This window comes from Sorangium sp. So ce367 (assembly GCF_051520455.1).
Lineage (GTDB): Bacteria > Myxococcota_A > Polyangia > Polyangiales > Polyangiaceae > Sorangium > Sorangium cellulosum_B.
Genome location: NZ_CP150334.1, coordinates 8178456 through 8191820, shown reverse-complemented (window position 1 = coordinate 8191820; position 13365 = coordinate 8178456). Strand labels below are relative to the sequence as shown.

The window sequence follows — 13365 nt, the reverse complement described above, 5'->3', positions numbered from 1 at the left end:
GCCCGCCACCGCCATGTTCCTCCTCGGCGTCAGCGATCACGTGATGATCGCGCACAGCTTCTCCGATCCGTTCTTCGGCCCGGCGACCCGGATGCACGGCGCGACGTACTCCGTCGAGATCGAGATCCGCGCGAAGGCGCTCGGCCCGCACCACGTGGTCATGGACATCGGCGCGCTGCACGCGTCGCTGCGCCGGGTGCTCGACACGATCGACTACACGAACCTCGACGAGCACCCGGCCTTCCCCGGGCGCACCTCCACGACCGAGCGCGTGGCCGAGCACGTGGCCGGGCTCCTCGTCGAGGAGATCGCGAGGCTGCCCGCGGGAGAGGCGCCGCTCCCGGGATCGACGCTGAGGGTGCTCGTCCGAGAGTCGCCGTCGGCGTACGCGGGCTTCGAGCGCGACCTGTAGCGCCGGCCGCCGCGGCGGGGCTCGTTGCCGCGCGCCGCGAGGGCGGCTATCAGGCCGGGCCGCTCCCCTGACCCATGCGCATCGCCTGGATCGTCTACGGCGCCCTCGACCAGACAACGGGCGGCTACATCTACGATCGGCTCGTCGTCGAGCGGCTGCGCGCCCGGGGCGACGCCGTGGAGGTCGTGTCCCTCGATCCGGCGCCGCGGTCGCGGGCGCTCGCCGGCCTCGCTCTCGCGCGGCGCCTCGCGCGGATCGACCCCGCCGTGGTGGTCGGCGACGAGCTCTGCTTCCCGGAGCTCCTGCCGGCGTTCGCGGCGCTGCCGCGGCGGATCGCGCGCGCGCTCCTCGTGCACCACCTGAGCGCGTGGGAGCTCCCGCCCGGCCCGCGGCGCGCGGCGCTCTCGCTCGCGGAGGCGGCGGTGATCCGCCTGTGCGACGCGCACCTCGCGACGAGCGCGACGACCGCGGCGCGGCTCCGGCGCGAGCTCGGGCTCGCCCGGGTCGATGTGGCGACGCCGGGCGCGGACCGGCTCCCCTTGCTCCCCCGCGCCCGGGGGGACGGCGGCCCGCTGCGGCTCCTGTTCGTGGGGAGCTTCATCCCGCGCAAGCGGCTGCTGGAGCTCCTCGCGGCGTTCGAGCGGGTCGGGAGCGCGCATGCCACGCTCGTGCTCATCGGGGACGCGGCGCGCGACCCGGCCTACGCCGGGCGGGTGCGCCGCGCGATCGCCGGCTCCGCGTTCCTGCGGGCGCGCGTCTCGGCGCCCGGCGTGCTCGGGGACGAGGCGCTCGCGGCCGAGCTCGCGGCGGCGGACGCGCTCGTCCTGCCCTCGTCGCTGGAGGGCTACGGCATGGTGCTCACGGAGGCGGTCCGGGCCGGCGTTCCGGTGCTCGCCGCCCGCGCCGGCGCGATCGCGGAGGCGGTCCAGGACGGCGCGGAGGCGCTGCTCTGGGACGACGACGAGGGCCCCGCCCCGGCGCTCGCCCGCTTCCTCGAGGACGGCGCTCTCCGGGCGAGCATGAGCCGCGCGGCGGCCGTCCGGGCCGTGGCGCTGCCCACCTGGGACGGCACCGCGGCCGCGGTGCGCGCGGCGCTCGCGTGCGTGGCGCGCGGATGAGCGGATGACCGGCTCGGCGAGGAGCGGGCAGGATCGCGCCGCGCCGGGGCGCCAGGCCGTCACGCCCCCGCGAGCAGCGCCGCCGCCTCGTCCTTCAGCCGCCGCGTGAGCGCCGCGTCGTCGGGGGCCCCGCGCGTCACCTCCGCGGCGTCCCGCGCCTCGCCCAGGCGGACCCGCACCTCGACGTCGTCGAAGCCCGGCAGCGCCGCCTGCAGGAGCGGCGCCAGCGTCGTGATCCCGCGGCGCTCGGCCCACCGCGTGATGGCCAGCCGCTTCGCCCGTGGCGAGTGCACTCCAGAGACGATCGCCACGGCGGCGCGCCCTCCCGCCGCCGCGGCCGCGCGCAGCAGCGTGCCGGCGCTCGGATGCCACTCCGCGAGCAGCGCGTCGCCCTGGCCCGCGAACGCCGGATCCGCCTCGATGCGCCCCGCGGGGAAGTGCAGCAGCGCGCCTCCGCGGCGCAGGTGCCGCAGCGCGCGGCGCACGCCGGCCGACCGCGCGGCGAGCGCGATCGCGCCGACCTCGTCGATCGGCACGAAGAGCAGCCGCCGGCTCACGTGGGGCAGCGCCCGCAGGAACCGCCGGTCGGCCGCGACGATCATGAGGTCTTCCCGGCCGAGCGCCGCCATGAGCGCGAGCGCGTCGTAGGCGCCGGGGTGGTTGGACACGACGAGCAGCGCCCCGCGCGACGGCGGCGCCGCGTCGGCCGTCCAGCGGGCCCCGAAGCCGGCGAGCGCCTCCCGCGCCGCGACGTGGAGCCCCGCCTCGCCGGTGCGCCGATCGAAGCGCGCGAGCACGCGCCCGAGCGGCCACGAAGGGACGGCGAAGGCCGCGCGCCCGGCCCGGCGCACCCACGCCGGCGCCCCGCCGAGGCCGAGCGCCTCCACCATCTCCGCGCCGGACAGGTTCGCGAGCTCTCGCTCCAGCGGCTCCGTCATGTCCGCGTCTTACTCCGTGTCGACGCCACCTCGCCAGCGCCGGCGCTCCGCCCCCCGACATCGTCCAGCGCGATGGGGCGCGTCCTCTGTCGCCTGTCGGGTTTGCGTCGGGGCGCGCCGCCTCTGTATGAAGGGGGCATGAACGCCACGCCCCCTGCCATGGAGGACGCGATCGGCCGCGGCGACGCGGCTGCGCGCCCTCGGCGGACGCTCGCGGATCTCCCGGGGCCGCCGGGCTTGCCTGTGCTTGGCAATCTGCTCGCGCTCCACCCCGACCGCTGGCACCTCGAGTTCGAGCGGTGGTGGCGCGCCCATGGAGACCTGTTCGTCGTGCGGATGGGCCGGCAGCCGGTCCTCGTCGTCGTGGACGGCGAGCTCGTGCGCGACGTGCTCCAGCGCCGCCCCGCGGTGTTCCGGCGGGTGCGCGCCATCGAGGCCGTGTCGCGCGAGGCGGACATGGTCGGCCTGTTCTCCGCGGACGGCGACGCGTGGCGGAAGCAGCGGCAGCTCATCCACCCGACGTTCCATCCAAGGCACGTCGAGGGCTTCTTCCCGAGCATCCGCGACATCACGGGCCGGCTGCGCGAGCTCTGGTCGCGGGCGGCCGACGAGCGCGCCGCCCGCGACGTGCTCGGCGATCTCATGCGCTACTCGGTCGACGTCACCTCGTCGGTCGCCTTCGGCCGCGATCTCAACACGCTCGAGCGCGGGGCGGACGCGCTCCAGGAGCACCTCCAGCGCGTGTTCCTCGGATTGAACCGGCGGATGCTCGCGCCGCTGCCCTACTGGCGCTACCTGGGCCTGCCGGCCGACCGCGCCTACGACCGCGCCCTGGTCGCGGTGAAGCGGCTCATCCTCGAGCTCGTGACCGCCGCGCGGCGCGAGATCGAGGGCGGCGCGGAGCGGCCCGAGCGCCCGCGGACGCTGCTGGAGCTCATGATCGCCGCGCGGGACGGCGAGGACCCGAGGGCGCGCCTCTCGGACGCCGAGGTCTACGCGAACGTGCTCACGATGCTGCTCGCGGGCGAGGACACCACCGCGAACACCCTCGCGTGGATCCTCTATTACCTGGGCTCGCGCCCCGACGTGCAGGCGCGCGCCCGCGAGGAGGTCGATCGCGTGCTCGGCGGCGGCCTGATCCCGACGCTGGAGCAGTGCAAGCGCCTCGAGTACACGGCCGCCGTCACGCAGGAGACGCTGCGCCTGCGCTCCGCGGCGCCGCTGCTCTTCCTCGAGGCGAACCACGACACCGCGGTGGGCGACGTGGCCGTGCCCGCCGGCGCCGGCGTCGTGGCGCTCACGCGCGCGACGGGGAGGAAGCCCGAGTATTTCGGCGATCCGGAGTCGTTTCGCCCCGAGCGCTGGCTCGGGGGCGCGCCGTCGACGCTACCCCACGAGCCGAGGATGGCGCTCGCGTTCGGCGGCGGGCCGCGCGTCTGCCCGGGGCGCGCGATGGCGCTCCTGGAGTGCGCGGTGACGGTCGGCATGGTGCTCCGGAGCTTCACGGTGCACCTCGCGGATCACACCGCGCCGGTGCGGGAGCGGATGGCGTTCGCGATGCAGCCGGAGGGGCTGCGCATCCGGTTCACGAGGCGCGCGAGCGCGTGAGATCACGAGGCGCGCGAGCGCGTGAGATCACGAGGCGCGCCAGCGCGTGAGATCACCAGGCGCTAGCGCGCGGGGCCTCACGAGGTGCCCGCGCGCCGGCGCTCCGGCTCACTGCACCTTGGCGAGGGCCGCGTCGTAATCGGGCTCCTGCGCGATCTCCGGGACGAGCTCGACGTGGAGCACCTTGTTCTGCTCGTCGAGCACGAGGACCGAGCGCGCGAGCAGGCCGGCGAGCGGCCCGTCGACGAGCGTGACGCCGTACTTCTGGCCGAAATCTCCCCGGAACGTCGACAGGCCTTCCGCGTTCGAGATGCCCTCGGACGCGCAGAACCGGGTGTGCGCGAACGGCAGGTCCGCCGAGATGTTGAGAACCGTCACGCCCGGGAGCTTCTCGGCGCGCTCGTGGAACGTGCGCACGGATCTCGCGCAGACCGGGGTGTCGACGCTCGGGAAGATGTTGAGGATCTTCTTGCCGGCGTACGACGAGAGCTTGCGCTCGGAGAGGTCGGTCTTCACGAGCGTGAAGTCGGGGGCGGTCACGCCGACGGACGGCAGCTCGCCGGCGGTGTGGATGGGGCTTCCCTTGAACTTGGTCTGAGCCATGGTCGCATCCTCCTCTGTGCTCTGTGCAGCTGTGCGGCAGCGCCTCTCGTAGGCGCGCCGGGGGCGGACGCCAAGTAGAACCAACCAGGCTGCCCCGGCCGGAGCTCCGCTCGTCTGGCGCGCGGGCGTTGCGCTGGCCGGGTCTTGCCCGGGCGAGCGTCGATCGCCCGCGCGCCGTGGGACGCGCGATCAGCGGAGGGGCGAGCGATGGACCAGCGGAAACGGCTCGACCTCGCCGTCATCGGGGTTCGTGGAGTCCCTGCTGTACCCGATCTCCTGTTCGGCCGTCGTGATGACGAAGGGGCCCCCGATCTCCTCCGGCTCCACCCTGTCTTCGTAGTCTTCGGTGGTGTCGCCCCTGCCCGACGTCGCCGAGGCGACGTACTGCTCGGCGATCTGCTCGGCGAGCTCGTCGAGCACCTCGGGGGGGCCGTCGCCTGGGTCGGGGATGAACGCATCTCGCCTCTCCGCGCGACCGGCGCTCCTGCGCGCCGCCTCCATGAAATCATGGCTGTGGTTCCGGCTCGTGGCCCGCAGGGAGCTGTCTCGCTTGGTCTGCATGGATGATCTCCTCGCTCGGCGACGCGCTCTCAAGCGCTCTCGGCGCCGCCGCCCTTCCGCTGTTCTGATGGCGGGAGATGCACCGCGTGTACCATGAAGCTGGATGGCCGATCCGCGCGCGCCACGGCGAACGGATGGGACCGACGCTCGCTCCCTGCGAGGTGGGCGCTGCGCTGGGCCTGGGATGCGTGGTGCGTCGTGCCACAGCGGTCGCGATGGGCCGGTGGCACGATGCCCCGGCCCCGCGCCGCCCTTACCAGTCGAGCTCTTCGCGGATGGCCTCCGCGAGCTGCTGGGCCATGAGCGCGTTCGTCTTGACGCTCGGGTGGTAATCGCAGCCGAGCCCGTTCGCCGCGCCGTCCTGCGCAGGGAACTCGAGGACGCGCACCTTGTCGTCGCCGCTGTCGTTCCGGGCCTTCACCACCTGGCCGATGTAGGAGCGCGCCCTGGTGAGCGCCTGGGCGCCTTCCGGGTACGAGTCGCTCAGCATGGGCCCGATGGTGCAGAAGATGAACGCGTCCGGGTAGTTCGTCCTGACCGTCTCGACGAGGCCCGCGTAGGCATTGGTGAACGGCGCGCGGAACTGGGCGTCGCCCGGGACGTTGATGCTGAAGTCGTTCGTGCCCAGGTTGATCACCACGACCTGCGGCACCCAGGACGAGAAGTCCCATGCGGGCTGCTCCTCGTCGGCGATCGTCCGGCCGTAGATCTCGGGCATCGTGGGCGCGACTTCACCGTCGTAGTTCCGGTACACGCCTCTGCCGGACCACGCGACGATCGTGGTGTCGGCCCCGACCAGCCGGCCTGTCAGGGCGCTGTAGGCGAGGTAGTTGTTCTCCGTAGCGCTCGTGAACGGGCAAGTCTCGTTGGCGCCATCGACGCCGTAGCCGGCGGAGATCGAGTCGCCGATCACCTCGATCCGGCGCGCGGGCGCCGCCGGGACCGGCAGGAGCGCCTCGCCCTGCTCCGGGACGAACTCCAGGAACTGCGACACGCCGACCAGCGGCTCGGTGCGGCGGTGGAGCACGAGGTCGTGCTCGCCGTCGGGCAGCCCTTCTGCGACCGTGTAGAGGTCCTCCTCGCTGTTGACCTTGAGGACGCCCTTCGCCTCGCCGTCGATCACCACCTGGAAGAAGTTGGATTCCGCCGCGGTCGACTCGTCGTTGAAGCGGACGCCGATCGACGTCCCCGAGAACCGCGTGACGATCGCGCTGCCGGCCCAGGAGAAGCGGGGGCCTTCGGGCTTCGTGGTGTCGAAGCGTCCGATGAAGCGGGTGGTGTCGCCGGAGGGATCTTCGCCGCCCGCGCCGCTCGTGCTCGACGAGGTCGTTCCGGGCTCCGCGCCACCGCCGCCGTCGCCGCCACCGCCGCCTTCGCCCGTGCCGCCGTCGCCCCCTGCGCCGGAGGCGCTGCTCGAGGTGGATGAGCCGGCGCCCGAGCCCGTCGTTCCAGTTGTTGCATTCGAGTCGTCGTCACCGCAGCCGGCCAGCGCCGACCAGGCGATGCAGCAGATGGAAGCGAGCCTCGGGAGATTGGAGTAAGCTTGTCGTTTCATGCGCGCGAGGATGCTCTAGGTCCGTGGCGCGGACAACTCGAATCTCCTCCTGCGCGCAGGGGCAGACACCGCAGCGCGGGCGTCGAGCTGCGGAGATCGGTTGATCTCAGTTCCAGGTCCGGTCCTGGCTCTTGTACCTGGAGCGCCCGCTGTCTTCGGCGGGGGAGCGCTCGTGGCCCTGGCCTTGCGAGGCGCGTACGTCGTCGCGCTCGTGGACGCGGGTCGAGTACCCCTGCGGGAGCTCGTCGCCCATGAAGCGGCCGAACCCGGGCCGGCGCTCCGGGCGATTGTAGATGTCGCCGTATCCGCTGCGTTCCTTGCTGCGGCCGCGGCCCTCGCGCTCCTCGCCGCGGCCCTGGTAGCCGCGCCCGTGGTCGCCTCGGCCGTCCTGGTGGCCAGGGGCGTTTCTCTCGTCGCGGCCTCGATATCGATCCTGGTCCTCGCCGCGCCCGTAGCCGTGGCTACGATACTGATCCTCGCGGCCCTGATAGTCGCCTCGGGTGTAGCCGCGGCCCTGGTAGCGCTCGCGGTCCTGGTAATCGTCTCGCCCGTGGTCGCGGCCCTGGTAGTCGTCTCGCGCATGGCCGCGGCCCTGGTAGTCGTCTCGCGCATGGCCGCGGCTCTGATAGTCGTCTCGCGCGTAGCCGCGGCCCCGGTCGTCGTCTCGCCCGTGCTCGTTGCCCTGGTAGCGTCGGCTCTGGCTCTGCTCGTCGCGGCCGTGGTCGTGGCGCCCGTAGGCGCCGCGGCCCTGGTCCTCGTCCGGTCCGGAGAAGCCGCGGCCCGCGTCGCGGCCGTAGTAGCCGCGGTTCTCGTCGCGCCAGCCGCGGTTCTCGTCGCGCCCTCGCTGCATGGATCCGAACCCTCTTCGCTCGTCCTCGGCGCCCCGCCCGCTGAAGTGATCGTCACGCCCGCCGAGCCGCTCCCACGAGGAGCTGTCCTGTCCGTAGGCGCGGCGCTCCTCGGGCTCGCGGTAGCCGCGCGCGCCGGCGCCACCCTGCTCCTGCCAGCGCCTCTCGGAGCCGCCGCGGTCGTCCTGTGCGTGCTGGCCGCCCGCCCTCCACGGGTCTCTGCCGTCTCCCCGCCCTTGCTGATCGTACGGCCGCGGCAGCTGGCCCAGCTCTGCCTGCCGGCTGCCGCCGCTCTGGTTCGCGTAGTTGCCGCGGCTGTACGACCCTCGCTCGAACGCGTCGCGCTCCGCCTCGTGACCGCGGAATCCGCGCTGATCGTCGTCCCGCGCCGCGCGCCAGCGCTCGTCCCGGGGACGCCAGTCGTCGCGCGGCCCCTCGTCACGGAAATCCCGGCCCTCGTAGCGATCTCGTGCCATCTCGCTCTCCCTCTGGGTGCTGGTGAACAACTCTCGAGCCTCACGAAGGCGGTCACCTCCGTGAGCAGCGGGCCCACCCGTTTCCATCCGTTCAGCAACCGACGTGCCCAGTTGAAACCCTGTCGAGGGGAGAGGAGCGCCGACGCCCCGACAGACGGCCTCGCGGCCGGATCGCGCCGCTGCGCGGCAATGCGCCACACGCTGGGGCAAGCTGTCACGCAGGCGCGGCTCGTGTCATCGAGGACGAGCTCGCCGGGCCGGCTCAGCGGCCCAGTTCGGATGCGGGGCAGGGAAGCAGGGAAGCAGGGAAGGTGCGCGCCGCGGGCAGCGGCGCTCACCCGGCGCTCAGTAGCGCGTCTCGCAGGGGTGCTGATCGGCGAACGCCTTCACGGTGGTCTTGTTGGACGACCACGGGAAGTTCCGATCGGTGATCGACCACGAGAGCGCGCCCGCATACCCCATGTTGTAGAGGTCGCCCACGAACTTGTCGTAGCCCACGTCCATCTCTGCCATGTTGATCGGGAACTCCCCCATGACGACCGGCTTGTCCGTGAGGCGGTACTCGGAGAGGGGCTTGTTGTATGGGAAGTGATCGTTGACCCAGCCGTACATGTGGACCTGGTAGAAGTCGACGTCCGAGCGCGTCCACGCCTGACCCCACTTGATGGCGGCGCTGCCGACGCTCACGGGCGCGCCGGTCTCTCCCCTCAGCACGGCGGCCGATTCCTTGGCGAGCGCTTCCATCTGCTGGTGTGTGACGAGATCGAACTTGCTGGAGTCCCCCTCGAACGCCGGGTCGCCGCCGTAGAGGCTCGGCCCGGTCATCGCCCACTCGGGCTCGTTGATGACATCCCAGGCCAGCATCCGGTCGCGGTGCGGGCTCGACGCCACCGTCCGAGCGATGGGGCGTACGACGTTCTCGATGAGCTTGGCGCGCCGGCCGGCGTCCGCGACGAGGGGCCCCATGCTCGCGACCGACAGGCCGTTCGGCGGATTGTACGATGTCTTGTGGAAGCCATCGAAGGAGAACAGCGTGAACATCACGTTGACCTGCGCCTGGTCCGCGAGATCGAGCGCCGCCAGGATGTCCTGCGTCGAGGTGCCGCCGAGCCCGGTCGGGTTGCCCTGTCCGTCGAAGTTGATCTGGTCCCCGTAGAAGCGGGGGTAGATCCACCAGCGGACCACGTCCACGCCGTGGGCGCGCATGTCCTGCAGGTCGGCGAGCACCTGGCTCTTCTTGCCCGAGATGCCCGCCTGGCTCCACTTGGACTGACCGCCGAAGTCGGCGCCGAAGTCGCGCCAGGCGTAGTTCACGCCGTACATGAAGCGAAGGCGGCAGGCGATCTCGACCCCTGCCTCGAACGGACATTCGTCCTCGCCGGCGCCGGCGCATTCGCTGGGCTCTCCCCCGCTGCTGGTGCTGCTGCCGGCCACGGGATCGCCGCTCCCCGTGCTCGCGGGCCCGCCGGTGGGCTCGCCGGCGCCCGCGCCGGAGCCCGTGGATGAGCCGGCGCCCGCGCCGGAGCTCGCAGGTGCGCCGGCGCCCGAGGAGTTGCTCCCGCTGGGGCCGCTGTTTCCCGCTTCGCCGCCGGTGCCGCCCTCGCCGCCGCCGTCCAGTCCGTCGCCACAGCCGAATCCAGCCACGGAGAGCTGGAGAACCCCGACAAGAAGAAGCCAGTTGCGCATGCCCGATTATCACCAGAAACGCGCGCCGGACCAGCCCGAACTCTTAATCGGTTCAGTGACTCGCTGCGCAACGTTCTGCTCTTGCTACAAGATCGTGGTCGCAGCGGCCCTGACGAAGATCACGTGAGCTTCGCAGGGCACCTGCGGTATCGCCGCTTACCTGGACGGCCCGCGCGGTCTCGGGTGGATCCCCATGTACGCGGCCGCGCTCTTCGCCGAGGGATCGTCCGGGTAGCGCTCGATGAGGTCTTCCGCGAGGCTGCGGGCCTGACCGATCCGGTCCAGGCGCACGAGCGCCCGCACGCGGAGCAGGCCGCGCTCGGCGGCGCGGGGGCTGTCGCCGAAGTCGCGCGACGCCTCGTCGTCGAGCCGGAGCACCTCCTCCGGGTTGCTCGTCAAGGCGGCGCGCATGCGGTCGATGATGCTGGCCTCGGGGTCGGTGTCCGGCGCCGGCTCCGACTCCTGTGCTGCGGCGCTCACGGTGGCAGTGGCCGGCGGGGGAGCGGGGGGGACGACGGGCGCCTCGTCGCGGCGCTGCGGCTCGCGGGCCACGCGGGGCTCGGCGCTCCGCGGGCGCGCGTTCGATCCGGGGCGCTCGTCGCGATCCACGAAGAGGAAGGCCGCCGCGGCGAGCGCGGCGACGGGGAGGCCGATGAGCAGCGCGCGGCGAGCGCCGGACGGTCGGGGGGCGTCCACGGCGGCGAACGTAGCGCGGAGGAGCGGCCGGCGGTAGCGATCGGAGCCAGCGGAGAGCGAAGGAAGGGGAGTGCCGCAGAGGTGCGATGGCCGCCGCCGTCCGCGCGACCTCGGGCCGGCCCACGTCGAGGCGTTCCTCATGCGACTGGCGACCGACCAGCACGTCAGCGCCTCGACGCGGATCCAGGCCCTCGCCGCCGTCACAGCATTTGGGCCTTGCAGCGCAGCGCCGATGCGTGGGATTTCTCGTGAGAGAAGGCACAGAAAGCGACGAGCTGGACAGACCTGGCCTAACGGCTCCGGTTGGTCAATCGATGGATAGTTAGCCTAACTTTCCCTATGGACGCTTGGTCAAGGCACGGATCCCCACTCTACCTGCTCCTTCTGCACGCGAATTTCCTCGACGAGCCGCCGGAGCGGCGGCATGCGTTCGCGCGGCAGTTCCTGGATGCGGCGACGTCTCTCCCCGAACGCGAGCTTGGCTACTGGCTCAACGGATCGTGGCGCGAGCAGCTGACGGCGGCATGGATCATCGCGGCCCGTCGGCTCGTCGCGTTTCGAGATGTGATCGGCGAGAGACTGCTCGCCAGCGCGACCTGTTATGCGGGACAGGGCTTCTCTGTCGCGACCGCGCGCTACGAGGATCACCCTGCATCCGATGCGCTGGCGCTCTATCTCCAGTCGTACTTGCCGGTCGGCGATCGCGAGTACGATCAAGAGTGGGTTGTGGGATCCTTGGTATGGCTCGACGCTCGCCTGGCCGCGAATCGCGCGGCGCCCTTCTTGAAAGCTCCTGAGCTCTGGAAAGTATCCGAGCACGGCCGGGAGTTGGGTGCCCTGGATCCAGGACGCGGCGTGGCGCGCGTAGCGCGTGCCATGGCCTTCCTGGACGAGCTCGGCGCGAGCGAGGTCAGCTGATGCGCGCGAGTGTGTTTGGCCGCCGCCACGAGGCACCCGGCAAATGAATCAGACGGAGATCGGCGAAGAAGACCTTTGGCTCGCCTTGGACGAGCGCCGCACCGATGCGGAGCGCGCCTTCATCACAGAGATGTCGCGTCGGGCCTTGGCGTGGCGCAACTTGGGCGTGACCAGCGACGATCTCCTCGGCACGGCTGAACGGTTCGTCGTGCTGATGCTCGACGTCTCCGCGGACGGGAGCGTCCTCCGAACGCTCCGGGTCGACTTTCACGAATCACGAGTTGTGATTGGAGAGGATGAGACAAAGCAAGCCGCTACAGACCTGGACGAGGAGAATCCGCGCGTGATCGTGGTCGAAGATGGGTCGCCCGTGGCGCTCGCGACCGCTGCTGCCGACTGGATGGAACGCGAGATCCTGCGGCCTATCGAACGTCAGGAATGGGTGGGAGCAGGCTTCTGGCACCAGAGGTATGTCTTGTCGGACACCGGAGAACCCCTGTGCTGGTCGGACTCCCACAACCAGAATAGGCCCGACCTGGGCCCACCCGACAGGACTGTCATCGTGCGAAGCTAAGGACCTCCGGCGTCACTTCGCGTGGGAGCACGAGAGCTACCGGGAATCGTGACACGGCGCGCGCCCTGAAGCGCGCGGCCGGGGCCCGCCATCGCAGGAGCCGTCAGTACACGGCCGTGAGCATGGGCAGCGCCTCGTACCGCAGCCCGATGTTGGACTTGATCGCGGGATCCTCGCTCTGGAATGTACGGAGCTCGGCTTCGTCGCGGACGGCAACGATGCCGACGCCCCATCCGCCCGCCGGGTCGGCGACGGGTCCGAAGGCGATCACGTGGCCCTCGGCGAGCTTGCCGCGCCAGTACTTGCCGTGAGCCTGCATGACCGCGCGCTCATCCGCCGTCATGTCCTGCATGAAGGTCGCGCGCGACGGGAGCAGCCGACAGAGAAAGAAGCGCGGCTCCGGTTGCGGCGCGACGTGGTTCGTGAGCCAACCCAGGACACGCTCCCAACCTGCCGCGTGGCTCTCGCACGACGCCACACGAGCGCCGAATCCAGCGTGTCGGACCGTGAGGCGCGTACCCGTCTCGATGGCGTCGAGGAGATAGGAGACCGTCGTCGGGGGCGCGTCCGCATCCCATGACGGTTCCCATGTCTGGACGAGCCTTCGCGGCGGATCGAGCTCGAGAACCCTGCCGCCGACATGGAATGCCTTGCCGTCTGCCCCCACGCCGTCGGTCCGCCAGGTCCCTCCGGCGCGAAGGTCGATCGTGAAGGCGGTCGTGCGATACATCTCCGCAGAACCCCACCACTTCGTCAGCTCGTCGGTCGTCAGCGCGCGGAAGACGCGCTCCGGCGGCGCGGCGATCTCGATGCGAGCGAGGATCGTCCCTTGCGCGACATCGGCGATCGAACGGGCTCGGATGCTCTTGGCTGTCATGTATCCTCCAGGTAACGCTTCAGCGACTCGAGATTGCGGCCCCAGAACGCGCGGTAGCCCTCGAGCCATGCCATCGCCTTCTGCAGCGGCGCGGGTCGCAGCGTGTAGAGCCGCTCGCGCCCGACCTTCTCCTCGGTCACCAGCCGCGACGCCTTGAGCACGCGGAGGTGCTTCGAGATCGCGGGGCGGCTCTGAGAGAAGTCGGCCGCGATCTCGTTCACCGGGGCAGGACCCGCGCGCAAACGATCGAGGATCGCGCGACGGGTTGGATCGGCGATGACAAAAAACACATCGATGTCGGCCTTCGCGGGCAACATATAGGTAACCGTTGGGTTACCGGTATCGCGGTGGCCTGAGCTTGTCAAGCGCTTCGAAGAGTCCCCGCACGCCAGTCGTGCGCTGCGCAACGTCGGCAGAGCTGCCCGCTGCGCTCGCACCAGCTCGCCAAGCGAGCTGTCATGCGTTGTGCCGATTGCCCAACAGGCGTCTGGCGCT

15 protein-coding genes are annotated in these 13365 nt (G+C 71.5%); 6 read left to right on the top strand and 9 right to left on the bottom strand.

Features of this window, described 5'->3' with window-relative positions; genetic code table 11:
• Positions 1–13: 13 nt before the first annotated feature.
• Entirely contained in the window at positions 14–412 is a 399-nt protein-coding gene (locus tag WME97_RS30995; RefSeq protein ID WP_437542609.1) for a 6-pyruvoyl trahydropterin synthase family protein, read from the top strand.
• A gap of 74 nt (positions 413–486) precedes the next feature.
• On the top strand, positions 487–1530 hold the full coding sequence (locus tag WME97_RS30990; protein ID WP_437542607.1) for a glycosyltransferase family 4 protein: 1044 nt from the start codon (positions 487–489) through the stop codon (positions 1528–1530).
• Positions 1531–1589: 59 nt separating this feature from the next.
• On the opposite strand, the gene WME97_RS30985 is transcribed toward WME97_RS30990, so the two are convergent.
• The gene (locus WME97_RS30985) at positions 1590–2468 is read right to left on the bottom strand and encodes a 1-acyl-sn-glycerol-3-phosphate acyltransferase (protein WP_437542606.1); all 879 of its coding nucleotides are present in this window, start codon (positions 2466–2468) and stop codon (positions 1590–1592) included.
• A gap of 138 nt (positions 2469–2606) precedes the next feature.
• On the opposite strand from WME97_RS30985, the gene WME97_RS30980 reads away from it, so the two are divergent.
• Complete coding sequence (locus WME97_RS30980) at positions 2607–4076, top strand: cytochrome P450 (RefSeq protein ID WP_437542605.1); 1470 nt, start codon at positions 2607–2609, stop codon at positions 4074–4076.
• A gap of 108 nt (positions 4077–4184) precedes the next feature.
• On the opposite strand, the gene tpx is transcribed toward WME97_RS30980, so the two are convergent.
• The 6 genes from tpx to WME97_RS30950 all read right to left on the bottom strand — a co-directional run bounded on the left by tpx (position 4185) and on the right by WME97_RS30950 (position 10501).
• A complete protein-coding gene (gene tpx, locus WME97_RS30975) occupies positions 4185–4679 on the bottom strand; it encodes a thiol peroxidase (protein ID WP_437542604.1) in 495 nt (164 codons plus the stop codon).
• A gap of 189 nt (positions 4680–4868) precedes the next feature.
• Complete coding sequence (locus WME97_RS30970) at positions 4869–5240, bottom strand: hypothetical protein (protein ID WP_437542602.1); 372 nt, start codon at positions 5238–5240, stop codon at positions 4869–4871.
• A gap of 253 nt (positions 5241–5493) precedes the next feature.
• Positions 5494–6795: an SGNH/GDSL hydrolase family protein gene (locus tag WME97_RS30965; RefSeq protein ID WP_437542600.1), complete on the bottom strand. Its 1302-nt coding sequence runs from the start codon at positions 6793–6795 to the stop codon at positions 5494–5496.
• A gap of 106 nt (positions 6796–6901) precedes the next feature.
• Entirely contained in the window at positions 6902–8119 is a 1218-nt protein-coding gene (locus WME97_RS30960) for a hypothetical protein (RefSeq protein ID WP_437542599.1), read from the bottom strand.
• A 345-nt stretch (positions 8120–8464) separates the two neighbouring features.
• Positions 8465–9805 carry an endo-1,4-beta-glucanase gene (locus WME97_RS30955; protein ID WP_437542598.1) on the bottom strand — a complete coding sequence of 447 codons (1341 nt, stop codon included), beginning with the start codon at positions 9803–9805 and terminating at the stop codon, positions 8465–8467.
• A gap of 156 nt (positions 9806–9961) precedes the next feature.
• Entirely contained in the window at positions 9962–10501 is a 540-nt protein-coding gene (locus WME97_RS30950) for a tetratricopeptide repeat protein (protein WP_437542597.1), read from the bottom strand.
• A gap of 70 nt (positions 10502–10571) precedes the next feature.
• Here WME97_RS30950 and WME97_RS30945 point away from each other — a divergent pair, with 70 nt between their 5' ends.
• Genes WME97_RS30945 through WME97_RS30935 form a run of 3 tightly spaced genes read left to right on the top strand, consistent with a single transcriptional unit; the run spans position 10572 to position 11993 of the window.
• Positions 10572–10823 carry a phage integrase N-terminal SAM-like domain-containing protein gene (locus WME97_RS30945; RefSeq protein ID WP_437542596.1) on the top strand — a complete coding sequence of 84 codons (252 nt, stop codon included), beginning with the start codon at positions 10572–10574 and terminating at the stop codon, positions 10821–10823.
• Positions 10824–10840: 17 nt separating this feature from the next.
• Positions 10841–11419, top strand: coding sequence for a DUF6000 family protein (locus WME97_RS30940; RefSeq protein ID WP_437542595.1), 579 nt, complete (start codon positions 10841–10843; stop codon positions 11417–11419).
• A 43-nt stretch (positions 11420–11462) separates the two neighbouring features.
• A complete protein-coding gene (locus WME97_RS30935) occupies positions 11463–11993 on the top strand; it encodes a hypothetical protein (RefSeq protein WP_437542594.1) in 531 nt (176 codons plus the stop codon).
• Between the two features lie 103 nt (positions 11994–12096).
• Here the strand turns inward: WME97_RS30935 and WME97_RS30930 are convergent, their stop codons facing one another.
• Both WME97_RS30930 and WME97_RS30925 read right to left on the bottom strand, forming a co-directional pair.
• The gene (locus tag WME97_RS30930) at positions 12097–12870 is read right to left on the bottom strand and encodes an SRPBCC domain-containing protein (protein WP_437542593.1); all 774 of its coding nucleotides are present in this window, start codon (positions 12868–12870) and stop codon (positions 12097–12099) included.
• Positions 12867–13235 carry an ArsR/SmtB family transcription factor gene (locus WME97_RS30925; RefSeq protein ID WP_437542591.1) on the bottom strand — a complete coding sequence of 123 codons (369 nt, stop codon included), beginning with the start codon at positions 13233–13235 and terminating at the stop codon, positions 12867–12869. Before WME97_RS30925 ends, WME97_RS30930 begins: the two co-directional genes overlap by 4 nt.
• Positions 13236–13365: the final 130 nt, after the last annotated feature.